Genomic DNA, 22,912 nt, shown 5'->3' on the forward strand with positions numbered 1-22,912 from the left:
TTTACATATCCAGCGATTTGGGTTTGTCATCTGAAGCGGACCCGCTGAACGGCCACCAGTTGGCCCGGCCGAACATCCGTACCATCACCGGTACGAAGAACGGCAGAAACACCAGCGCGTACAGGGCAAGACCCGACAGGACTACGGTTGCAATCTGCATCATTGACAGTACTCCTGACGGGTACATCGAGGCGAAGGTGCCGCCTAAAATCACTACCGCAGACAGGATAACTGTACCCATGTTACGCATTGCGTGCAGGATCGCTTCACGTACATCCCAGGTTTTGTTCTCATTGAATCGGGCCATGAGGAAAATGCTATAGTCCACACCCAGCGCAATCAGCATCACAAAGCTGAAGAATGGCGTCGTCCAGGTGATTCCTGAATAATTCAGCAAATGTACAAAAATCGCCTCGGTCACCCCGAGCGCTGTAAAGTATGTGATGACTAGTGAAAGAATCAGATACAGCGGCATAATAATCGAACGAAGCAAAACTACCAGTATGATGAAGATACCGCCTAGCATAAGGACAACCGTCCGTGTATAATCCTCATTCGAAATTTTCTGCAAATCACTATAGGTACTGGTTACTCCGCTGATGGCCGTTTCGGCATTTTCCAGCTTTGTACCTATGACGGCGCGGTCTACAGCTGCCTGAACATCCCCCATACTGTCTATCGCCTTCGCACTGTATGGATTGGCAGCAAACACTACGTCCAGTGTCATCACCTTGCGGTCTCCAGACAGATAATTATCAAACACCTGCCCCATCCCATCAGACTTAAGCGCCTCAGCCGGTACTAAGAACCCGCTCAGCTCATCATCCTTGGCATCTTGAATCTGCTTCAGGTAATCCTGTGCAGAATCAAGTCCGCCTGTAATCTGCTTCAGGCCGTCCGCACTGTCGCTCAGCCCATCGGTCAATTGGCTGATTTGTCCTGTAAGCTGGCCGAAGCCGTCTGCCAGTTGCTGCTGGCCACCCTGAAGCTGATCCAGACCGCTTGTAATGGAAGGAATCTTATCCACGATCTGTCCTTGTCCGGCTGCTGCCTGATTCAGTCCTGATTGCAGCTGGCCGATTCCAGCCACCAGCTTATCGAGACCCTGCGCCAGCGCAGTCTGTCCGGCTGCCGCTTTGGCATATCCCGTATTGGCCTCATTCAGGCCCGCTGCGGCTCCTTTCAACTGCCCCGTAATCTGGCCTAGGCCCTCTGCGAGCTGAGCTGTTCCTGCACCAGTCTGTGTTACAGTGCCTTTGATCGTCTGATAATTCACATCCTGCAGGAGATCCGGATGAGCAGCTTCCAGACCGGTGAAAGATGCACCCAAACCGCCCAGTGCCGTTGCCACGCCTTGAAGCTGGGTCTGGAGCTGTCCAAGTCCGCCATCCAGCGCCGTCAGTCCTGCCCCGATTTTCTTGTAGCCCGCGAGCAGCGATGCATTGGCATCGGCTAACTGCTTGGCACTGGCTGCCGCCTGGGCCAGCCCAGCTTTGATCTCACCGGCTCCCGAAGAGCCGCTCTTTATACCGTTTTCGATGCGCAACAATCCGTCTCCCAGAGCATCAATGCCTTTTCTCAGCGCGGCTGTGCCTTGTGTCAGCTTCGCGCTGCCTGATACAGCTTCATTCAGCTTCGGCTCATTGTCACTGAGCTGCTTACTCGCTTTCTCCAGCCCCGACTGTATCTTGGTCAGTCCTTGATTGCTCTGGCTAAGACCATCGGTTAGAGTTGCCACCTGCGTCGGAATCAAAAAGTCATTGATCTGTTCGCCGGTCGGACGCGACATACTGCGTACCGATTTAACGCCTTCCACCTTTTCCAGCTCACGGCTAATTTTCTCCGCAAGCCCTATATATTCCGGGGTGTCCATACGGTCGTCATTCTTAATAACGATCTTGCCGGGCATAGATTCCCCGGGGCCGAAGCTCTCAGAAATAATGTTAAAGCCCTTGACCGAATCGTAGTTTGAACCAATCTCATTCATGCTGTTAAAGGACAGTTTGCCAGTGTAAGTCAACAGGAATGGTAATACGATCGCCGCTACAATCAACAAAGCTGCCCAAGGTCTTTTAAGGGAAAAGGAACCTGTTGCCCCCCAAATCCGGCTCTCACTGTGCGCAAGCTTGCTGCTTGACGGCCAGAACAGTCTTTTGCCAAGCACTGCCATGAAGAAGGGGACGACTGTCACGAGTGCCAGCAGCATCACGGCGATTCCTACGGCCACCGCTACCGCTGAACGGTAGAGCACGAACTTGGACAGTCCGATCGCCAGGAAGCCGACAAATACAGCAAGCCCGGAGTAGAATACTGTGCCGCCTGCTTTTCGGTAAGTTGAAATAATTGCACTTTTGGTATCCTCAGCAGAAGCCAGCTCTTCCTTGAAGCGGCTGATCAGCAATATGCAGTAATCCGTCCCGATCCCGAACATGACGGCAACCATGAATATCTGCGTAAAGGTCGATAATGGAAAATCAAAGCGGTCCACAAGAAACGCTACAATGGATTGAGACACAATATAACTGAGCCCCACAGTCAGCAGCGGCACAAATGGTGCAACAAACGAACGGAAGACTACAAACAGAATCAGCAAAATGAAGATAACGGTGATGTATTCCGATTTCTTCAGCCCTGCTTCCGAGCTGGCAATAGTATCCTCTGTAATCAGTCCTTCGCTCGTCAAGTAGTGACCGGCGCTGACACCACTTAGCAGTGCATTCACTTTATCCGGCAGTTGCTTGACGGCTTCCCCCCCGCCACTTACCATGAGCGCTGTCATCACCGTTTTGCCGTCTTTGGCAATCAGGGTGTCCTTCAATTCCGGCTGCGAAAAAGGGTCAGTGATGGAGTCAATCTTGAGCGAGTCTTTTTGAGCGGTTAGCTTCCCGATGCCTTGCTTAATGCTCTCTGTGTCTTCAGCGGAAAGTCCGCCGGGTTTGTTGAAGACAAGCGCTACCTGATGCAGCGTCTCTCCGCCTTTGGCATCGGCCACTTCCTTCATAATCTCTGAAGCCCTTGTTGAGGAGTAGCCGTCCGGAACGGAAATCTGCCCCTTCTCGCGTACCAGATCTGACATGCCCGGAGCTGTCAAAAATAACAGAACCGCCACGGCGAGCCATACGGCTATAATGGCCCATCTTGCTTTAAGTATGGTCTTCAATTGTTTCTACCTCCTGTATCCTGCATCAAAAATGCCAGCTTTTCAAACATAGTGATGAATTTCTCAATATCCCGTTCCTCAAAATGCGAGAAATAAGGGGAAATCACCTCATGTACCTGCTTTTCAGCCGTAGAATAGGTTTCTCTTCCTGTGTTTGTAAGTGACAAATAGACTTGGCGGCGGTCATTCTCATCCCGGGTACGGTCAATAAATCCGGCTTCAACCAGTCTATTAATTATTGCAGTGATGGAACTCTTCCCCACAGCTACTGCTTCTGCTAAATAAGTGGAAGTACAGAGATCCTGGCTCTTGATCAGACGCATGATGAGAAATTGATCGTTGGTTAATCCTTCTGCCATACTGTCTCTAATTTGCGCGTTGATCTGCCGGGTCACTACCATATATGCATCCACATAGCGGTTAATCCATTGCTCCGCCTCAAGCTTCAAAATCCCAACCTCCTAGCCCTGATAATAGTTCGTGTATAGAATAGTTTTACAGTAAAACTATATGATTGGCAACCTAAAAAGTCAATATCACGAATCAGGTCCCCGTAAAAGATTTATACTGCAAAAAAAAGCCACCCCGCAATTCATATGCGAAATGGCTTACACCCATGCTGCCTAAACAGCATGAAACATAAAATCCTTATATTTTGGAAAATGCGGATGCAGTCCGCAGGATTACTCCTCATCCTCAGCTTCTTCAACTTCATACACACAGCGGAACATTTCAATACCTGCGGGATTCTCCCCAAGACTGTAGACCATAAAGCCTAGATTCCGGTAAAAGTCTGCGGCAATCTCATCCTCCGTCTCAGCCAGCAGATACCGCGGATTACGGACCGCCAGCAGCTCCAGAATGATTCCCCGCGCATAGCCTTTGCCCCGGTTCTCCGGGAGCACGGCAATATGACGGATTTCCAGCGAACCATCTTCGGTCTCCTCAAAGCCTACCAGTCCTACAAGTAATCCTTCCTCTTCCCAGCCGCAGAGCTGAAGTCCCGCCTTACTTCCATATTCCACCGTTGTACGCCAGAGCGCATCCGGTTCATCAATCACAGCATAAGCCAGCAGCTCCTTTACTTCTTCTGTATCGATACGCGGCTTCAAATCAATCAGCATTTGTTTTGTTCTCCTCTCCGTACTTTCACCTAATCCTGCTATAAGAGCCTATGATTACATTTTTACTTTCTTCTAAAATACACAATCCGAAGCAAGATGTACCCGCTTAATACTCCCACAAGGTTCAGCAGCACATCATCAATATCGAAGCTGCCGGCGCGCAGCAGCATTTGCATGGTTTCTAATAGCAGTATGCCCGCTGCCGAGACCACGAGCAGCCGAATGACAGCGTGCAAATTCCGCTTCAGCAACGGCAGCAGAAACCCAAATGGCGCAAATACAATTACATTGCCCAGTATATTGATAACCCTTCCTGTCACAGAAACTCCGTTCTCTAGATCAAAATACAACCTTATAGTACGAAACAGCTCCAGGTTATACCGGAAAGGCCCTTCTGTATGAACCGTTCGTCCAAATCCAAGGAACATCCAGTATACCAGGGCGGCACTATATCCAATAAACAGAATCATGAGGAGCGCCTTGGCTATTCCCTCCGCTTGCGGTGGCATGTGCCTTTTCCTGCTGCTCTGGCCGGTGCTGCTGTGCTTACCTTTGTTACTCGCCTTGCCCGCGCTCAATGACTTCAATGCTCCCGTCCGGTTTGCCGACAATCGCCACAGCGGCGATGCCAATAAAGAGGCCATGTTCCACTACCCCTGTAATATTCTGAAGGGAATCCGCGAGTTCAGCAGCTGAAGCAATAGACCCGAAACGGCAATCCGCAATGTAATTTCCGTTGTCAGTCTTGTACAGGGCATCCCCGCTCCGCCGGAGCTCTGGTGTGCAGCCCAGCTTGGCCAGCGCAGCCACGGTCCACTCCCAGGCGAATGGAACGATCTCCACCGGCAATGGAAATTTACCTAGCGTATGAACAGCTTTGCTCTCGTCAGCCACCACAATCATCCGTGTACTATTGCGGGCTACGATCTTCTCACGAAGCAGCGCACCTCCGCCGCCCTTAATGAGCTCCAGATCATGGTTCAGCTCATCCGCACCGTCGATGGTGAGATCAAGACTCCCGATATCGCCGAAACCGACCAGAGGGATCCCGAGCTCACGTGCCTGTTCCTCTGAGGCAACCGAAGTGGCAACGGCAGTGATCTGCAGCCCTTCCTTTACCCGCTCACCGAGCTTCCGGATGGCCCAGTAAGCTGTAGAACCTGTTCCGAGTCCGACTCTCATTCCGTCCTTAACATACTCTACTGCCTTTTCTGCCGCTAGCTGCTTCACATTGATACTCATTTTTAATACCCCCATGTATCCGTTATAATAGTTTTGAAGTACCATCAAATCATCACCGCCAGGAGGCTTCCAGCATGAGAACCGAACAACAGATCCAATCCAAAATTAACGAATTGACCCTGCAGAAAAGATCCGTGGAATCCCGGCTGACACCGCTGCCGGATGGCAGCCCCCAGCGGGAACCGCTGAATGCCCAGCTGAGCCGGGTTGAGGATATGATCCTGATGCTGGAGTGGGTGCTGGATGCACCGGCCGGCAAGTACCACGCATAAACTTGGATTAAGACAAAATTTTGCCGTAACAAAGACTGTCAGGATCACCAATATAGGGTCCAAACAAATCAATGGGCCGGTAGCCGTTCTTCTCATACAGGGCAATGGCTTCCGGCTGCTTGATGCCTGTCTCCAGCCGGATTTCTCTGCAGCCCGCTGCTGCAGCCCTTTGTTCCAAATCCAGCAGCATACGGTTTGCTATCCCTTGCTGGCGGGTATCCGGATCTACATAGAACCGCTTGAGTTCCATACTGGAAGAATCTTCAGCCAGTGGACGCAGGCCCCCGCAGCCTACCGGCTTGTCCCCGGCATAAGCCACCACGAAGGTCATTTCCCGCACCTTGGGGTCAGAGAAATCCACTACGTAGATCGTCTCATGCGGATACCTTGATTTCAGTTCAACATCCAGACGGTCAATTAGCGCCCTCAAATCCTTATTCTCGGGATCAACTACAACAAAGTTCACTCCAATATTAGAACACATTTCTGATCCCTCACTCTCATCCCATTGGAATGTACTTTTATCTATATAGTTGCAGCTTGTGATTTTCATATTAGCACAGGAACGTGATAACGCAATTCAGGCAAAGCCATGAAGCATTTCCTCGTATAATTGGGCATTATCCTTCTCATAGCAGATGAATTCTATCCGTTTCAGCGGCAGTCCACCGGAATCGCGTTCCTTTATATACTCAATGACAGAATTCAGCGCAGTCTGACAAGCCAGGACTTTGGGGAAATTGTAGACCCCAGTGCTGATGTTGGGAAAAGCAACACTTACCGCCCCCCGTCTACAGGCTGCCTCCAGACTGCTCGAATAGCATTTGGCCAGAATTGCAGCTTCTCCCGCAGCTCCGCCTTTCCATATCGGCCCTACCGTATGTATGATCCCCAGGAAAGGCAGATTTCCCGCATTGGTCACCGCAGCTTCACCTGGAAGGATACCGCCTTGCTTGTGACGGATCTCTGCACATGCCTCAGCTATTTGCGGTCCGCCAGCCCGGTGAATCGCGCCGTCCACACCACCACCGCCAAAAAGGCCCGAATTCGAAGCATTTACAATCATGTCTCCCTGCCAGGCGGTAATGTCACCCTGCCGGGTGGAAATGGCTACATGGTTAATGATGATTTGCATCTGCGGTCTCCTCCTTCACAGCCGATTCCAAACGGAGGATCATCTCTTTCTCCCCATTGCTCAATGCGTTGTCCGTAAAAGAATCCGCCTGGATCTGCTCGCCCCGCAGAGAAGACTGCCGGATATTGCCCAGCATCCAGCTCTGAGCGTCAGAGAGTGCCATTTCACCGCCTCCTGCAGGAACCCGGCACAGGGCTATCGTCTTGTCGACTTCTCCGCCTGCAAGCTGCCCCTCCAGAAGTGAACGAACGCTAAATTGAAACAAAGGAACCGCTTCCGGCCGCTCATCATTGTATGAAAAGGACTGATGATAGACAGAATACATTAAACTGCTGATGCGTCCTGCAGATTCATCCGCTTCCTGCTGGGCAACCAGCCTGCTGTTCTGGAAAGCAATGATTCCGGCAGCAAATAAAAGAAAGGCGACAACCCCTGCATATACTATAAACATATCTGACACCTGCCCTTTCGGCGATATGGGCAACACCGCTTCTATATTATCACGTGACGAACGTGTCAGGGAATGGGCACAGCGCGCTGAATTAACATTTTACCTGGAATTCTATAAAGTTATTTTGAAATATTCATATTAACAGTTGAAACTTCCAGCACCATGATTCATAATGAAGTGGTGCAAAAATGTTTGTCAATCCATATCAAACCAAGGGAGGATACCACGAAATGAAATTTTTCTTGGATACCGGAAATATTGAAGAAATCAAACGTATTACCCGCCTCGGATTAGTGGATGGCGTAACGACAAATCCGTCGCTTATCGCCAAAGAAGGCAGACTGTTCAAAGATGTTATCAAAGAAATCGTTGCGATTGTACCAGGCCCTGTCAGCGCTGAGGTCATCGGTCTGAAAGCCGAAGAAATGTTGAAGGAAGCTTACGAAATCGCTGAATGGGCACCTAACGTGGTTATCAAGCTGCCGATGACTGAAGATGGTCTGGAAGCTTGTTATGAATTAACCAAAAAAGGCATTAAAACGAACGTAACCCTCATCTTCTCGGCAGCCCAGGGACTGATGGCCGCCAAAGCCGGCGCAACCTATATCAGCCCGTTTGTTGGACGTCTGGATGATATCGGTGTTGACGGCATGAAGCTGATCTCGGATTTGAAGACCATCCTGACCAACTACGGACTTCAATCGGAAATCATCGCTGCAAGTATCCGCAACATTGCACATGTGGAGCAGGCAGCAATTGCAGGTGCGCACATTGCAACTATTCCGGGCTCCCTCCTGCCTTCTCTCTGGAAGCATCCACTGACCGACAGCGGTATCGAGCGTTTCCTGAAAGACTGGGAGAAAGTTCCGCAAGTCTAAGCACCCATTACCAATACATTACCAGCCTTTTTCCGCAGATGCGGGGAGAGGCTTTTTTGTTGTACATTGACATATATAGATGTCTTGAATATAATTGTTATGACAAGTATTTGTGAAAGGATGAGTAATCATGCCCTTTTCTTCACCACAAGATTTCCTCGGATTTCTTCTCGGCTCTACGCACCGGAGGATTTCCAATGCATTTGCCCGTGTCCTTAAGCCTTATGACATCACTCCGGAGCAGTGGTCTATCCTGCTGATGATCTGTAACCGTGAAGGCATTAACCAGAAAGAGGTTGCCACTGCGGCCGCCAAGGACCAGCCGACTACCGCCCGCATTGTTGAACTGCTGCAGAAGAAAGGCTTCATACACAAGACCATGAGCCCCACCGACCGGCGTGCCTTCCAGCTCTATGCGACTGAGACAGGCAAGTCATTGATTGAGCGAACGGTTTCTCTAGAGCAACAGATGATTACAACAGCTGTTAATGGACTCCGCCCAGAGCAGCTGGAAGACCTCCGCTCCATGCTGGAGCTGATCTATCACAACACCGGAAATACGCTTAAAGAATAGGAGAAACCCGTTTTGAATCATACATCTGAGCGATTATGGACCCCGTCTTTTATTATTCTCACAATCTGTAACTTAATGTTGTTCATGGGTCTGCAAATGACCCTCTCCACCCTCCCTGCGTATGCCGAAGGAACACTCCACGCTTCTTCCGTACAAGTCAGTCTTGTAACCAGTCTATTCGCACTAAGCGCCATTGCCTCACGCCTCTTCTCCGCAAAGGCTATGGAGAAGGGCGGCCGCAATCTGCTGATCTTCCTTGGACTGGCTGTTTCCCTTGCTGCGGTGATTGGCTACTACTGGGCAGGAAGCATTCTTGCTCTCTTGCTCCTCCGGATGCTGTTCGGGGTTGGCTTCGGCATGGCCAGCACCGCATTCCCGACAATGGCCTCTGATGTGATCCCGATCCGGCGAATGGGCGAAGGTATGGGGTATTTCGGCCTATCTACGAGCCTGGCGATGTCAGCCGGCCCGCTGATCGGACTCAGTCTGCTGCAGGGACCCGGCTTCGGTTCGCTGCTTATCTGCACAGCAGCAGTCCTGGCGCTGATTGTGCCACTCGGCTACCGTTTGACCACGAAGCTGCCTGCACATCATAAGGAACCGGCAAGTGCACCGGTATCGGAACTTAAGGGCGGAGCCTTCCGCAGACTATTCGTACCCTGCGTGCTTAATTTCCTGCTAGCCGTCTCTTATGGAGGCCTGCTGGGATTTCTGGCTCTATTTGGTACGGAAATTCATCTGGATCATATCGCTTACTTCTTCCTGTTCAATGCCGTTGCCATTGTGGTTGTAAGACCTCTGTCCGGTAAAATCTATGACCGTTTCGGCCCGCCAGCCCTGCTTATTCCGGGAAGTCTATTCATTATCGCAGGATTGCTGCTGCTTTCTTTCGCTTCATCAACAGGCGCCCTTTTTCCAGCCGCAATTTGTTATGGAATAGGGTTTGGCTCGATGCAGCCTGCACTGCAGACCTGGATGATTCAATCCGTAGAGCCCCGTCAGCGCGGGATGGCTAACGGTATGTTCTTCAACTCACTGGATCTGGGTGTAGCCCTTGGCTCCCTGATTCTCGGTTCGGTTGCACTGTATACCAGCTATGCTGTCATGTACCGTTATTCAACCCTTGCCCCGCTTTTATTGCTGTTGATCTATACAGTGATACTCCTTACTTCACGTAATAAACGCCGGAGCCTTGCACAAGAACCTTCCACTAGCCACCCAGCAGCCAAATAGATATTGCCAGAGATGTTCCACTGAGGTCACTTAAGACCACTCTGAGGAATATTCAGAAAAAGACCGCCTTCCAAATATCAATTTTTGGAGGCGGTCTTTGCACTGTACTGTATTCCTGCGTTTAGATCTGTGAAGCCCCGGCGGTCACAGACTCACGAACCTCAGCAGGCAGGAAGTGATTGGGCTGGCCCAGACTGTAGATATGCAGCAAATGCATCGCCCGGGTACATGCGGTATAGAACAGCTTGCGTTCACTTTCCCGGCCATATTTAGCTTCAGAGCCGTCGTAAATGATCACGGCATCGAATTCTACACCTTTGGCCAGGTAGGCGGGGAGTACCAGTGTTCCTCTTTGAAAATTGGGCGTATCCTTTGTAACCAGTCTTACCTGAAGTCTGTCCTGCAGCTCGGCATGAACCTTGGCACTCTCTTCCGCTGTCTTGCAGATGACCGCTACATAATGATAGCCCATGGAATGCAGATTCAGTACATCCCGTTCTACTGAAGCCAGCAGCCCCTCCTCGTTGTCCACAACGGTCAGCTGTGGTGATTCTCCCCGGCGGTTGAAAGGAACGATCTTTTCCCCTCCGGGAATCATCGAACGCGTAAACTCAACGATCTCATAGGTGGAACGGTAGCTGCGGGTCAATGAGATCACCTCTGTGTTCTCCTCCCCATAGATGCTGACCAGTCCACCCAGATCTCCCAGTACCTCACCTTGGGCATAAATCGCCTGATTCAGATCGCCGAGCACTGTCATTTTGGCCCGCGGGAACAGTCGCCGCATGAACTCCAGCTGGAAAGGAGAGTAATCCTGCACCTCATCTACAATCACATGGCGGATCAGTGTGTTCGTACGGAAACCCTGGCTCAGTTCCTTCAGATACAGAAAAGGTGTGGCATCTTCATAGGCAAGCTCGTTCTGGTGCATTGATGTTATCGTCTGCCGGCAGATGTTGTCCCAGACATCAGGAAGCTTCTGACTGCTGCTCAGACGCTCCATTAATCCACGGTCTGCAAAAAGCAGGCTGTACAGCCCCTTCACATCTACGAATCTTCCGCGTTTGGTCCAGCCGCGCAGCGGCTTCAGACGCTGGCTGACGATGAATCTGGCGAGCGAGGTTTTCTCCATATCGAAATCATCAAAGCTATCATTCTGGCCGCCGCCCTTGCGGCGAAGCATATTGTAGGCCCGCTGATAGTCGCTGGAATCCATTAACTCAATCTGATCCTCTACCCATTGCGACTCCCGTTCTTCCACACTGAACGCAGCGATTTTTTTGAGCAGCCAGCCTGTCATAAGATCGATACGGTTCGCCAGTTTAATGCTGGAATCAAAGCTGTAGAACTTGCGCTCCATCTCTTCCTTGCTCACAACTGCCCGGCCTTGAAATACAAGCGGCTTAAATAGCATCCCTTCATGCTCTAGAAGATTGACATAACGCCGGATCACATCCAGAAAGGCCACAGAGGATTTATAGGCGATTCCCTCTCTGCGTGTGGACGCCTCTGGTCCTTCAGGGGCATTCAGCAGACTTTCTGTCTGATTGAAGACGTCCTCCAGCTCAAACTCCTGGCCCAGCCGGTGCTCCAGGTACATTTGGAAGGTGGTCTGCTGCATGTTTTCTTCACCCAGTTCCGGGAGCACAGTGGAGACATAGCTGTTAAAAAGCGGATTGGGCGAGAAGAGCAGCATTTGGTCTGCCTGCAGTACTTCACGGTATTTATAGAGCAGATAGGCTACGCGCTGTAATGCGGCTGAGGTTTTACCGCTGCCCGCTGCCCCTTGAACGACCAGCATCCGGCTCCGGTCATTGCGGATGATGGCATTCTGCTCCTTCTGAATCGTCGCTACGATACTCTTCATCCGGTCGTCAGCACTGTGGCTGAGTACCTGCTGAAGCAGCTCGTCGCCGATGGTTACACCTGTATCAAACATGACTTCTATCGTCCCGTCATCGATGACGAACTGGCGCTTCAACTCCATCGTTCCGGAGATTAGCCCGCCTGGCGTTTCATAGGCTGCCGGCCCGGGAGCCCCGTCATAGTAAAGGCTGGAGATCGGTGCGCGCCAGTCGTAAATCAGGAAAGTGCCGTTATCCTCCATAAGTGAGCCGATGCCCAGATAAATCTGCTCTGTCCCGGCTTCCGGTGTCTCCTTGAAATCAATCCTGCCGAAATAGGGAGATACAACCAGCTTTCTATATTTTTTAAGCGCTTTGCTTGACTGTAGATGATGGCGCTCACGTTCGTTCAGAATTTGGGCCTGCTGCCGCAGACTTGTTGAGGTTTCCCCGAGGTCATCCGGGCTGCTGAAATTCACTGTAACCTCTTCCCAGAAGTCCTTACGCATATCGACGACATCACTGCGATGAAGTCCGAGTTCCTCGGATAACCGCCGGATATGGGCTGACAACAGCTTCGTAATCCCGTTAACCCTTTCCTGCTCTTCTTTCCATTCACTATCATGTTTCTCCATTGCAATTCATCCCCTTTGGAAGGTTGACATTCACCCTTACCCATGTTATAATTAAGTTGCGCATTTATGTTTTATCGCAAACGATTTTCCCATATCTTTTTATTGTATCAACTGCATCACACTTAATCAAGTCTTTGATGATCCGGTCCCACTAGGGGCCGGATCTTTTTGCTCTGTCTAGACTAGTTAACCTTACATGCTGAACACTATAAAGTATGCTCCATTATCAGATGGGTGGTCAACATTCGCATATCCATGCGGAATGGCGAACTATTCCTTTTCATCCCCTGAAAGCCGGTTGATCTGGTCCGCCACTTTATCCAGACGCTCCAACTGGTACCCATAGTCATAGATCGCTGCTGCCACAACAGACAATCTCAGCTGTCCGTTTTTCCCGGCATCATAGCCGTTGATTGCTGCTTGCAGGAAACGGTCGTTATCCCCGCCGAGCGGGGCAATATCGGTCGCTCCCGGCTTTAGTTTGTCTTCGAATTTGAGCAAAATTGTCTCATGGTACTTGATCAGCTGCTCCAAATGATGGTCGAATAACTCATCTGTAAGCTCTGTACGTTCGGCCTGAAAATAATGCCGTTCCACCGCCTCCAGCACCTCAAACCCTTTCTGCAGTGAAGCCAGCAGATTCTTGTAGACGACCATTTGCCGGGTCTGGCTGTATTTAGCCCTGCGAAGCTGCTTTTGCTCCTCCTCAAACAAAGTGTATTTGTCGGCTAGTGACCGGATCGAGCCTTCCAGCGCATTTTTCTCATCGCGGAAGACGCTCTCCTTCATTTCATGCGACACCGCCGTCCGCAGCAGCAGCGACAAGCTGCCGAATACATTTTCAATCTGCTGGATATACTGCTTCCGCGGCTGCGGAGGAAATACAGCGATATTAATAATGAATGCTGAAATAATACCGGTCAGCGTGAGCAAAAAACGGGTTAAGGCAAAATCCCACTGCCCCGAGGCCTCCATGACTGAGATTACAGTTACCAGGGTCAGACCGATCGTATCGGCCCGGTTCATTTTCATACTGATCATAATCACGAGAATACATACCAGACCGACAGCAATCGGTTCGTTGGACAGCAGCATTCCACCCAGCAGCGCCAGAACCGCCCCCATAGTACTCGTCTGAATCTGATCCAGAAAGTACCGCCAGGATCTGTAGATGGAGGGTTGCATGGCGAATATCGCTGCAATCGCCGCGCCCACGGGGGAAGTGAAGTGCAATAGAGCGGACAGATAGAGGGCAAGTGTTACTGCCAATCCGGTTTTGAGTATGCGGGCGCCAAAAGCCAAATCCATCCCTCCTAAAGTTTTGTAAGCGTTACTTCATCGATATCACTACGTACAAATATGTATATCCTGATCCGCTTTGGTTCATCTCTATTAGTACAGACATTATTACCCAGGATGCAGGCTGGCGAATTTTAGTATGTCTTAAGGCAGCCTTCAGGATTCTTTCAGCATTCGGGGAATACTGGTTACAGCAGTCCCACAAATAACAGCCGAGGTGAAACCATGAGCAACAATGTCAAAAAAATCACAGCTCTCACAGCAGCGCTACTCCTCTGCTTGGCTCCGGCCGCCGCTTTTGCCGAAAATACAGCCGGAAGAACTCCTTCCGCTACACCGGATTCGGCGGTTCATGCTGAGAAAGCACAACCGCGTCCCCATGCCCCGCATATGGACAAAGGTTTCAGAGCCGGAGGCGGACATTTCATCATCAATGAGACATCCAAGTTACTGGAGATGGACCGTGCCGAGTTAATCCGCAGCCTGAGAGCGGGAAAAACCCTGTATGCTCTAGCCCGGGAGAAAAAAGGATGGACCGAGGATCAATATATCCAAAAGCTAAGTGAAGCGGCAAGCCTGAAGCTTGAAGCTTCGATTACAAACGGCCAGGTAACCCGGGAAGAGGCGAATAAGCTGAAAGCCAGCCTGCCCGCACTGCTGAAGCTGAGTATCAGCCGCACCGCTCATTTTCAGGAGTCCCAAAAGCCCTCAAACTCACCGCGAGCCAAGGATAACCGGTAAAAGTGGTCATGCCGCCAAATGCGGATTCCCAGGTGAGCGTTAATGGGAATCCGCATTTTTCATGGGTGCTGCTGCCTCTGCTTCCGTGAATTCCGGAACGCCTCAAAACAGGTAATGCACAACATCAGCCAAGCCCCGCTGGCAGCATATCCTCCAATAACATCGCTTGGGTAGTGCACGCCCAAATAGACACGGCTCCAGCCAATACCTCCAGTCATAAGTACAGTGAACAGAATCAACAGTACCTGCTCCGTTCCGCCCCTCATATGCCTCCATAGCAGGTACGCAAGCACACCATAGAGGGAAAACGCCGCCATAGAGTGTCCGCTCGGGAAGCTGTATCCCGCTTGTTCAATTAACCGGTGGATGTTCGGGCGCTCCCGGTGAAACCAAAGCTTCATCCATGTGTTCAGCATCTGTGAGCCTAAGCCGACTATGAGGAACAAAAGCAATTCCATTCTATGCTTCAGTACAAAAAACAACAGCATCATGGTCAGCAGCGAAATCCCGATTGCAATTTTTGAGGAGCCCACCAGGGATAATCCTTTGGCCAGTGAAGTGAGAGCCGGGATTTCCGCTGATTGTACAACATGTATAATTGTGATATCAAAACCAGAGATCCGGTCCAGCTTAACAAACACAGCAATCACAGCAAAAGCTAGCAGAAACCATAAAAAACCCCGGAAACCTCTGGATCCAGATTGAAATTGCAGCATAATTACCCCCTTGTCTATTCTAATGCTGAGCGACTCCATTTCCAGAGAGGGTCTTCCCCGTGGTATAATGTCCTGGAAAACAATTCAAAAAAAGATGGAGTGCTGCCGAAGTGGAAACTCTGAAATTACAGGAACGTTTGTTGAACCAGTGCATTTCAACCAAGGTTCCCGTGACAATCTTTACAACCAATGGAGTTAAAATGCAAGGATATGTAACCTCCTATGACGCTTACACCATCACTTTGCAGGGCCAGGGTGACGGTAGACAGAATGTACTGTTCAAATCGGCTGTTTCCACCATTGTGCCGCTGAAGCCTGTTTCGCTAAAATAAGAATATTTTTCCACGGAACCTTCTTTTCAAAAGGAACACCGGAGCAAGCAGCTCCGGTGTTCCTTTTGCTTAAAATATAAGGATCTAAAGAACTAACCATGTACATCATCCTTGTATTTGTCACAGAGCCGGGTTCTCCGGGAGTTTATATCATCACCGGGAAATATACAGGTTTTACACACACCGGTTTGGATACCTCAGCTGTATTGCCCGTGAAGATAAGTCTTCCGCTTACACGGTCAACGCTGAATACAACCAGATTATTGCCATCACGATTCGCAGCGATCAGGTAAGCGCCGTCAGGGGTTAGGGCGAAATGGCGGGGATGCCCGCCATGGGTGGATACATGCTCCACCAGTGTAAGCCTGGCGGTTGCAGGATCAACGGCATACACCACAATACTGTCATGCCCGCGGTTTGATCCGTACAAATAGAGTCCGTCTGCGGACAAAGCGATTTCGGCACAGCTATTGTCTGCAGACGGGTAGCCATCAGGCAGTGTAGAAATGGTGGCAACCGTTTGAAGCGTACCGGCTGTATTATCATAAAGAAAAGAAGTAACTGTGCTATCCAACTCATTGATAACATAGGCGGATTTACCGTCCGGATGAAAAACGAAATGACGCGGTCCGGCTCCATCATGAAGTAGGGTATCTCCTTTTGCTTCCAGCGTCCGGGTGTCATGGTTAATCTGGTACTTACGAATCACATCAAGTCCAAGATCGGAAACGAACAGGAATTTCTCATCCGGACTGAAGATTGCGGAATGCGGGTGAGGCTTGTCCTGCCCATGCATCTTTCCTTGTCCCGTATGTACTGCGGTATCCTCCAGCCGGACCGGCAGACCTTGCTGATCCAGAGTCACCAGTCCCACCAGTCCTCCGTGATAGCTGCACACTATAATATACTCACTTTGAGAATCTCTTGAGATATGGCAAGTTGTGGTTTGATTGCTGCCTGTGGCTGGCATGGTCGAAATGCGGTCCAATTCGGTGAGCTTGCCGGACTGCGGGTCAATGGCAAAAGAAACCACTTCCCCTTCCTTGCCCCCCTCTCCATTGAACTTTTCTCCAATGGCATACAGCCGTCCTTCAGCAACATTTACATTAACAAAGGTCGGGTTTGTTATACCCTGTACCTTATCCACCAGTGCAAGCGTGCCTCCCGCTGCTCTATCCAATTCATATACCTGAACCCCGCTTTCTTCAGCGCTTGCGTAGGAACCGGTAAACAGCAGCAGTCTAGTATTGTCTTTCATCTCGGTAATCCTCCTCAAATGGTTCATCCATATTGTGGGCCATTACAACCCAATTTCACTGTAGCCATCTTATTAATTTACATTTTTTCAGCGTCTATGACAAATCGCAAGCTAAAAATGTCATAAAACATTTTAAAAATAAGGCTTCTCAAGGGTAAAACGTTATGTTATAATGAAAGCGCTAACATTGAGTTTTAATTTTGTATAAAGGGGGAACATGAATGAGCAGCCTGCTGGAAGCCAGAAATGTGTATGAGGACTTCGAGGTGGAAACGGACATTCTGTTCTTTAAGGTCGGGGACCATGATTTGGTCATTTTTCACGGCAGAAACTATAATATTAAAAAGAGAATGACTGCCGAGCAGCTTAACCGTTTGTTATCTAATCCAAGTTATTACCATGTGTATGGGGGCTGTTACGTCAATCTTAACAAGATCAGCTCCATCGAAGACGACAGTATTTATTTCGGAGAGATGGGTCTGTACGCCAAGACTGTCCGCGTGCCAAGACGCAAACAGGAAAGCATACGCCATCTGCTGAAAAGCCTCAGCTCTTAAGCGGTTACATATCCGCCGCAGGAAAAAAATACGGAGCCTACCAGAAGCCGGAAACGCATGGGGATACCCATGACGCTCCGGCTTTTTCCTTGTATCTTAAGAGAAACTTAAAAAGTAAATCAGCTTTTTTATACTTTCTTAAGGTTTGGAATCCTGATTTCTGGTAAAGTTGTAGAAAGACAGGCAACACCTATATTGAAGGGAGTCATTAATTATAATGGACAAAAAGGATTTCAATGAGAATGAACATCTGGACAACAATGGATCGACGGAAGATAACAGCACTTCCGGTATCAATGAAGGATTAGGAGAAGAATCCGCTTCAGTTCCTGAATTGGAACCCGTAAGCGCGCAGGAAGCGGCAGAAGTATTCGAAGAGAAGGACGCACCTGACAGCGCTGCCAATGTTCCGGTTATGAACAAAGTCGGCGATGGAACACCTCCTTCCACCCCATCTGCTAAAGGCGGCAAGGGCTGGATGATCGCATCGCTTGTCCTCGCTGCAGCCCTTATTGTTGTTCTCATCGTGCAGCCATTCCAGAAGGATGACAGCAAAGTAGCTGTTGCATCCGTCAATGGTACCGATATTTCCAAAGCTGAGCTCTACGACAAGCTGGTTGAAGCCGGCGGGGCAGCCACTCTGCAGAACCTGATCACCACCACGCTTGTTGACCAGGAGGCCAAAAAGGCTAACATTACAGTTACCGATGCCGACATCACTGCTGAGATTGAAGACCTGAAGACACAGTTCGGCGGTGAAGAGGGACTCAAGAGCGCTTTGCAGCAAAGTTCGATGACGCTGGACGATCTGAAAAAGCAAATGCCGCTGCAAGTTAAAATCCGCAAGCTGGTTGAGCCTAAAGTAACTGTCACTGATGATGAAATTTCCAAATACTACAATGAAAATAAAGCTTCCTTTAACCAGGAAGAACAAGTCCGGGCTTCCCATATTCTAGTAAAAACCAAAGAAGAAGCGGATGCCATTGTGAAACAGCTGAAAGATGGCGCGGATTTTGCCACACTCGCGAAAGAGAAATCAGCTGATACTGGCTCCAAGGATAAAGGCGGCGATCTTAACTTCTTCAAGAAAGGCGATATGGTCGCTGAATTCGCAGATGCTGCCTTCAAGCTCAAGGTTGGTGAAACCAGCGGCGCTGTCAAAACTCAATACGGCTACCATGTTATTAAAGTAACTGACCGTAAAGAAGCTCATGAATACACACTTGCCGAGAAGAAAGAAGAAATCACCAAAACCCTAAAAGCTAAAAAGGTATCCGAAATGTCTTCCACTTGGCTTCAGGATCTGACTGCAGCTGCCAAGATTACGAATACACTGACTGATGCCAAAGCTAAAGCATCCGCATCTCCTGCTACAAGCGCGGCTCCTGATGCCAGCGCAGCTCCTGCAACAGAAGCTCCGACTACAAAGTAAGGGGAATTACTCCCGAGCCGAATTAGAACCACTTCAAAAAGAGGACAGGCGCTTCCGCCGTCCTCTTTTTTTAATTCGTACAAACTGATAAGTGTTACTGGTTCTTCAAGTTACAGTTCCCTTATTTAATTACTTTTACGCGCTCTTCGATCGGCTGGAATTCTTTTTCACCCGGTGCGTTAACGGTTTTACCGAAAGGCATTTGAGCAATAAGCTTCCAGTCTGCCGGAATATCAAAGGTTGCTTTTACTTCATCATCAATTAAAGGGTTATAGTGCTGCAAGGAAGCTCCAAGACCCGCATCAGCAAATGCAGTCCAAACTACGAATTGTAGAATTCCGGAGGACTGGTTTGACCAAATCGGGAAATTCTCAGCGTAAAGGGCAAAGTTCTCTTGCAGATGCTTCACTACTGCCTGATCTTCAAAGAACAATACTGTACCGTAGCCAGCTTTGAAAGAGGACAATTTCTGTGCAGTACCTTCAAATTGTTCTGTTGGTACAATTTTGCGCAGGGTATCCGCTGTAATATCCCACACCTTATCGTGCTTATCTCCAAGCAGTACTACCGCTCTTGAGCTCTGGGAGTTAAAAGAAGTTGGGCTATGTAGAACGGCCGCTTCTACAATCTCTTGAATCTCTGCATCGGAAATCGGGGATTCTTTGCTGATTGCATAGATGGATCGTCTGCCTTTTACTGCTTCAAAAAAGTTCTTAGACATGATATAAATACCTCCATTTGTTTAGTTACTTACTTTTTTAAATCTTAACACTTTAATTCCGAAAAAACAATACCCATTCACAACTTTTTCCTTTTGCCTGATTCTTCATACCACCCCTTATTGTCGCAGTTCTTGTACAAAATTATGCGCGTTCCCCTACTTTCTATACTCCAATCTGAAGATTAAGTAACAGTTACTCACTTTTCGATATACAATTCTGCACCAAATAGGCTACAATAGTTCAGCAAAAGTGCAGAAGGAAGGTTGATTGATATAATGAAAATCCACAACAATAAACGGATATTTTCTTCAAAAAAAACAAATCTATATACACTTACCATACTCATGGCTGCCAGCTTCATTCTCGCTAGCTGTAAAGACACTCCATTGCCATTAGGGAATGCTGCGGAATCCAGCGTAGCTACTGCTGAGAACGCAACAGCTCCTGTATCGTTCTGGGTGGCTACAGATACCCATTATCTCGATAAGGACCTTCAGGATGGCGGAGAAGCCTTTCAGGCCTACGTGAACGGCGGAGACGGGAAAATCCTGCCTTATAGCGATGAACTAATGGAAGCCCTCGTCTATGACGCGCAGCAGAAGAAGCCGGAATTTTTGATTCTCAGTGGTGATCTTACCAATAACGGGGAAGCAAGCAGCCATAAGAAGCTGGCGGAGAAGTTGAAACGTGTGGAAGCATCAGGCACCGATGTCTATGTCATTCCTGGTAATCACGACTTGAATAATCCCTGGGCGAGATCGTTCAAAGCGGACAAACAGATCGTTGCGGAGCATATCACTCCGGGGGATTTTACAGAGCTGTATTCTGATTTTGGCTATAATGAAGCAATCTCCCGTGACAAGGACAGCCTAAGCTACCTCGTTCAAGCGGCACCGGGGCTATATCTACTGATGATCGACAGCAGCCAGTATGCCAACAATGAAAGCTACGGATTTCCCCAGACGGACGGCCGCATCCTCCCTTCTACCCTCTCCTGGATGGATGAATGCGCGAAGCTGGCAGCTGAGAAACAGGCCTCGATCATTACGGTGATGCATCATAACCTTCTCAGCCACACCTCCATGTCTGTGTCGGGATTCAAGCTTAACAACAGTCAGGAAACCATGAAGACACTTCGTAAGGACGGGCTTAATCTTGTATTGTCCGGGCATATCCATATGCAGGATATCGCACGCGATCCAGACGGTACGACTGACTCCAGAGACACTCCAGTCTATGATATTGCTACCAGTGCCATGGCCGTGAACCCGCATCAATATGGTGAAATGAGCTTTGATCCTGTAACCAGGGCTGTAACCTATCACACTGCGGCAGTAGATGTTGAAGGCTGGGCCAAGGCTAATGGAAATACCGATCCCCATTTACTGGCCTTTAAAAGCTACGCCGAGGGGGTATTCGCCGGGCAATCGTATAACAAGGCGATGGCCCGCCTCAAAGACTCCACCTTTAGCGAAAGTGAAAAACAATCGATGGCTAAAGTGATGGCCCGGCTGAACGTGAATTATTTCGCCGGAACTGCTGCCAATGCTTTGGATGAGATCAAGTCCATGCCGGGTTATAAACTGTGGATGGGCATGGATGGCGGCTTCATGTCCGGTTATATACAGAGTATGGCTGAGGATAAAGTACTCAGCAATGTCTCGCTTGACATGGTATTGACCCAACCTAAATCATTGAGTAATTGAAACATCACGGCGTGGCACAACAAAAAACCGGAACCTCTTGTATAAGAGATTCCGGCTTTTTGTTGTTAATGTTTGTTTACGGACGGTCAATGTAGATGTAACCATCTTCATCTTTTTCTACCTTGGCATGAAGCGCTTCTGCCAGCAGACGAAGCGGTACATAAGCATCACCGTATTCGTCCACGAATACCGGCTGGGCAAGCTTCACTGTCTTTCCGTTGATCAGAACCTTGTCAGAGCCGATTTTGAATACCAGCTTATCTCCGTAGACGTCATCGGTAACATTGATGGCGCGGTTAGCCCCATCCCACTCGACTACAGCATCCATATCTTCTGCCAGATACCGCAGTGGCACATAAGTGGTGTTTCCTTCAACAATCGGATAATAGTAATCATCATCCGGTGCAATCATCAGAGATTTCGCAGTGATATTCAAATCATTCTTGAGCATGTTATATACATCTGAACCTGGTTCAAAGCTTCGGAGTGTCTGCCCCGGAGTAAGCTCGGCAGAAGACAAATCCAACGCTCCCTTTGTCGAGATCGGATTAGCAGTTACTGCACCATTCACATTCCAGGTTTGCGTATCCATTTTGAGGGAAATGCTCTGAAGAGGCAGGTCCTTACTGGCTGGCAATGCGACGAAGAGATTGATATTCTGCTTGCGCACATGGAATCCGCTATCCACAAACATATCAATATTCAGCTTGGTCTCTTTGCTGAGGATGGTTTTCAGTTCCGGTGTTGAAGCATAAAGATTATCCAACTGTTTATCATAGACAAGCAGAAGTGCATCTACAGCCAATTTGGCCGCATCATGCGCCACAGTCACTACACCTTCCTTGTTTTCCAGAGGAATTTCACCCAGACCCAGATCGCTGAGTTCATCTGCGCCTACACCGTTCGCTTCCAGAAGCGGGTACAGATAATCATAGAGACCGCTGATGAAATTGGTAAAGCCCTCAGTATCCTTGGAAATGGATTTCAGGAAGCTCTTCACAAGCGCCGGCATCTCGTCGCCCGTAATCTCCGTATGTAGCTTAGTTAAATTCAGCTGTTCACCATATACAGATTCATTTACAGAGGCTACGCTAATCGCGCCGGGATTCGGCAGATTCTTCACCACGAACGAGGTCAACAGCTTGGAAATCTCCTGTGCCTTGTTCTGGTCAAGCCCTTGAATGCCCATGGATTCCTCATACCCTTTAATCGGGTAGTAGAATGGCTGTTTGGCACCTTCTGCGGTAAAGACAACAGCCTCTTTATCCATAAAGAATGTAAAAGGAATAGATAATTGCTTATAGCCTACAACTCCGGCCGCAGATACGTTGCCATTGTCCTGAAGCTTCATGCTGCTAAGGTTCAAGGAGAAAGAATTGATGAGATCTACCATTTCTTTATCTTCCGCGCTAATTCCTGCGGCAGGCACTGCCTTCAGTGACAAGGTGGTGCTGGATTCAGAAGATTTTACATCCAGATCTCCCAGAAGCGCCTTGTTGACATCAAATCCTGCCACATTCTGGCAACCCGCCAGAATCAGCAGCACTGCGAGAATCGGGAGTAACCACTTGGTTCTTGCTTTCATTTTCTTCATAGCATGT

23 protein-coding genes are annotated in these 22,912 nt (G+C 49.1%); 9 read left to right on the forward strand and 14 right to left on the reverse strand.

Annotated features, from left to right (window positions below):
- Position 1: 1 nt before the first annotated feature.
- From A3844_RS02255 to rpiA, 5 genes are all read right to left on the reverse strand, one after another.
- Positions 2-3,160: an MMPL family transporter gene (locus A3844_RS02255; protein ID WP_074106481.1), complete on the reverse strand. Its 3,159-nt coding sequence runs from the start codon at positions 3,158-3,160 to the stop codon at positions 2-4.
- Positions 3,157-3,609 carry a MarR family winged helix-turn-helix transcriptional regulator gene (locus A3844_RS02260; protein WP_143191978.1) on the reverse strand — a complete coding sequence of 151 codons (453 nt, stop codon included), beginning with the start codon at positions 3,607-3,609 and terminating at the stop codon, positions 3,157-3,159. The genes A3844_RS02255 and A3844_RS02260 overlap by 4 nt, the downstream gene beginning before the upstream one ends.
- A gap of 234 nt (positions 3,610-3,843) precedes the next feature.
- Positions 3,844-4,284 carry a GNAT family N-acetyltransferase gene (locus tag A3844_RS02265; protein WP_074106482.1) on the reverse strand — a complete coding sequence of 147 codons (441 nt, stop codon included), beginning with the start codon at positions 4,282-4,284 and terminating at the stop codon, positions 3,844-3,846.
- Positions 4,285-4,346: 62 nt separating this feature from the next.
- A complete protein-coding gene (locus A3844_RS02270; protein WP_074106561.1) occupies positions 4,347-4,793 on the reverse strand; it encodes a VanZ family protein in 447 nt (148 codons plus the stop codon).
- A 46-nt stretch (positions 4,794-4,839) separates the two neighbouring features.
- Positions 4,840-5,520 carry a ribose-5-phosphate isomerase RpiA gene (rpiA, locus tag A3844_RS02275; protein WP_143191987.1) on the reverse strand — a complete coding sequence of 227 codons (681 nt, stop codon included), beginning with the start codon at positions 5,518-5,520 and terminating at the stop codon, positions 4,840-4,842.
- An 80-nt stretch (positions 5,521-5,600) separates the two neighbouring features.
- Here rpiA and A3844_RS02280 point away from each other — a divergent pair, with 80 nt between their 5' ends.
- Entirely contained in the window at positions 5,601-5,798 is a 198-nt protein-coding gene (locus A3844_RS02280) for a hypothetical protein (RefSeq protein WP_074106484.1), read from the forward strand.
- 7 nt (positions 5,799-5,805) lie between these two features.
- Here the strand turns inward: A3844_RS02280 and A3844_RS02285 are convergent, their stop codons facing one another.
- From A3844_RS02285 to A3844_RS02295, 3 genes are all read right to left on the reverse strand, one after another.
- Positions 5,806-6,282 carry a GNAT family N-acetyltransferase gene (locus A3844_RS02285; RefSeq protein ID WP_083606644.1) on the reverse strand — a complete coding sequence of 159 codons (477 nt, stop codon included), beginning with the start codon at positions 6,280-6,282 and terminating at the stop codon, positions 5,806-5,808.
- Positions 6,283-6,378: 96 nt separating this feature from the next.
- Positions 6,379-6,933 carry a macro domain-containing protein gene (locus A3844_RS02290; protein WP_074102189.1) on the reverse strand — a complete coding sequence of 185 codons (555 nt, stop codon included), beginning with the start codon at positions 6,931-6,933 and terminating at the stop codon, positions 6,379-6,381.
- Positions 6,917-7,384, reverse strand: coding sequence for a hypothetical protein (locus tag A3844_RS02295; RefSeq protein ID WP_074088640.1), 468 nt, complete (start codon positions 7,382-7,384; stop codon positions 6,917-6,919). Before A3844_RS02295 ends, A3844_RS02290 begins: the two co-directional genes overlap by 17 nt.
- Positions 7,385-7,614: 230 nt before the next feature.
- On the opposite strand from A3844_RS02295, the gene fsa reads away from it, so the two are divergent.
- The 3 genes from fsa to A3844_RS02310 all read left to right on the forward strand — a co-directional run bounded on the left by fsa (position 7,615) and on the right by A3844_RS02310 (position 10,069).
- Entirely contained in the window at positions 7,615-8,262 is a 648-nt protein-coding gene (gene fsa, locus A3844_RS02300) for a fructose-6-phosphate aldolase (RefSeq protein ID WP_074088639.1), read from the forward strand.
- 130 nt (positions 8,263-8,392) lie between these two features.
- Positions 8,393-8,836 carry a MarR family winged helix-turn-helix transcriptional regulator gene (locus A3844_RS02305; RefSeq protein WP_074102190.1) on the forward strand — a complete coding sequence of 148 codons (444 nt, stop codon included), beginning with the start codon at positions 8,393-8,395 and terminating at the stop codon, positions 8,834-8,836.
- A 12-nt stretch (positions 8,837-8,848) separates the two neighbouring features.
- Positions 8,849-10,069 (forward strand): MFS transporter, encoded by a 1,221-nt coding sequence (locus tag A3844_RS02310; protein WP_074106485.1) that lies wholly within the window; start codon positions 8,849-8,851, stop codon positions 10,067-10,069.
- Positions 10,070-10,190: 121 nt separating this feature from the next.
- On the opposite strand, the gene helD is transcribed toward A3844_RS02310, so the two are convergent.
- Together helD and A3844_RS02320 are read right to left on the reverse strand one after the other, a co-directional pair.
- The gene (gene helD / locus A3844_RS02315; protein ID WP_074106486.1) at positions 10,191-12,548 is read right to left on the reverse strand and encodes an RNA polymerase recycling motor HelD; all 2,358 of its coding nucleotides are present in this window, start codon (positions 12,546-12,548) and stop codon (positions 10,191-10,193) included.
- A gap of 270 nt (positions 12,549-12,818) precedes the next feature.
- On the reverse strand, positions 12,819-13,850 hold the full coding sequence (locus tag A3844_RS02320) for an FUSC family protein (protein WP_074102193.1): 1,032 nt from the start codon (positions 13,848-13,850) through the stop codon (positions 12,819-12,821).
- Between the two features lie 222 nt (positions 13,851-14,072).
- Between A3844_RS02320 and A3844_RS02325 the strand changes: the two genes are divergently transcribed.
- Positions 14,073-14,588, forward strand: coding sequence for a hypothetical protein (locus tag A3844_RS02325; protein ID WP_074106487.1), 516 nt, complete (start codon positions 14,073-14,075; stop codon positions 14,586-14,588).
- A 59-nt stretch (positions 14,589-14,647) separates the two neighbouring features.
- Here A3844_RS02325 and A3844_RS02330 read toward each other — a convergent pair whose 3' ends face one another.
- The gene (locus tag A3844_RS02330) at positions 14,648-15,304 is read right to left on the reverse strand and encodes a phosphatase PAP2 family protein (protein ID WP_074102195.1); all 657 of its coding nucleotides are present in this window, start codon (positions 15,302-15,304) and stop codon (positions 14,648-14,650) included.
- A gap of 110 nt (positions 15,305-15,414) precedes the next feature.
- On the opposite strand from A3844_RS02330, the gene hfq reads away from it, so the two are divergent.
- Complete coding sequence (gene hfq, locus A3844_RS02335) at positions 15,415-15,636, forward strand: RNA chaperone Hfq (RefSeq protein WP_074088632.1); 222 nt, start codon at positions 15,415-15,417, stop codon at positions 15,634-15,636.
- Between the two features lie 145 nt (positions 15,637-15,781).
- Here hfq and A3844_RS02340 read toward each other — a convergent pair whose 3' ends face one another.
- Positions 15,782-16,894: a lactonase family protein gene (locus A3844_RS02340; protein ID WP_074106488.1), complete on the reverse strand. Its 1,113-nt coding sequence runs from the start codon at positions 16,892-16,894 to the stop codon at positions 15,782-15,784.
- Positions 16,895-17,115: 221 nt separating this feature from the next.
- On the opposite strand from A3844_RS02340, the gene A3844_RS02345 reads away from it, so the two are divergent.
- Positions 17,116-17,451, forward strand: a complete 336-nt coding sequence (locus A3844_RS02345; RefSeq protein ID WP_074088630.1) for a LytTR family transcriptional regulator DNA-binding domain-containing protein — start codon at positions 17,116-17,118, stop codon at positions 17,449-17,451.
- Between the two features lie 217 nt (positions 17,452-17,668).
- Positions 17,669-18,883, forward strand: a complete 1,215-nt coding sequence (locus A3844_RS02350) for a foldase protein PrsA (protein ID WP_074102198.1) — start codon at positions 17,669-17,671, stop codon at positions 18,881-18,883.
- Between the two features lie 121 nt (positions 18,884-19,004).
- Here the strand turns inward: A3844_RS02350 and A3844_RS02355 are convergent, their stop codons facing one another.
- A complete protein-coding gene (locus A3844_RS02355) occupies positions 19,005-19,604 on the reverse strand; it encodes a nitroreductase family protein (protein WP_074106489.1) in 600 nt (199 codons plus the stop codon).
- Between the two features lie 276 nt (positions 19,605-19,880).
- Between A3844_RS02355 and A3844_RS02360 the strand changes: the two genes are divergently transcribed.
- Entirely contained in the window at positions 19,881-21,311 is a 1,431-nt protein-coding gene (locus A3844_RS02360; RefSeq protein ID WP_074106490.1) for a metallophosphoesterase, read from the forward strand.
- Positions 21,312-21,387: 76 nt separating this feature from the next.
- On the opposite strand, the gene A3844_RS02365 is transcribed toward A3844_RS02360, so the two are convergent.
- Complete coding sequence (locus A3844_RS02365; RefSeq protein ID WP_083606645.1) at positions 21,388-22,905, reverse strand: copper amine oxidase N-terminal domain-containing protein; 1,518 nt, start codon at positions 22,903-22,905, stop codon at positions 21,388-21,390.
- Positions 22,906-22,912 lie beyond the last annotated feature (7 nt).

The sequence above is a fragment of the Paenibacillus helianthi genome (genome assembly GCF_001909055.1).
Classification (GTDB): domain Bacteria; phylum Bacillota; class Bacilli; order Paenibacillales; family Paenibacillaceae; genus Paenibacillus_AQ; species Paenibacillus_AQ helianthi.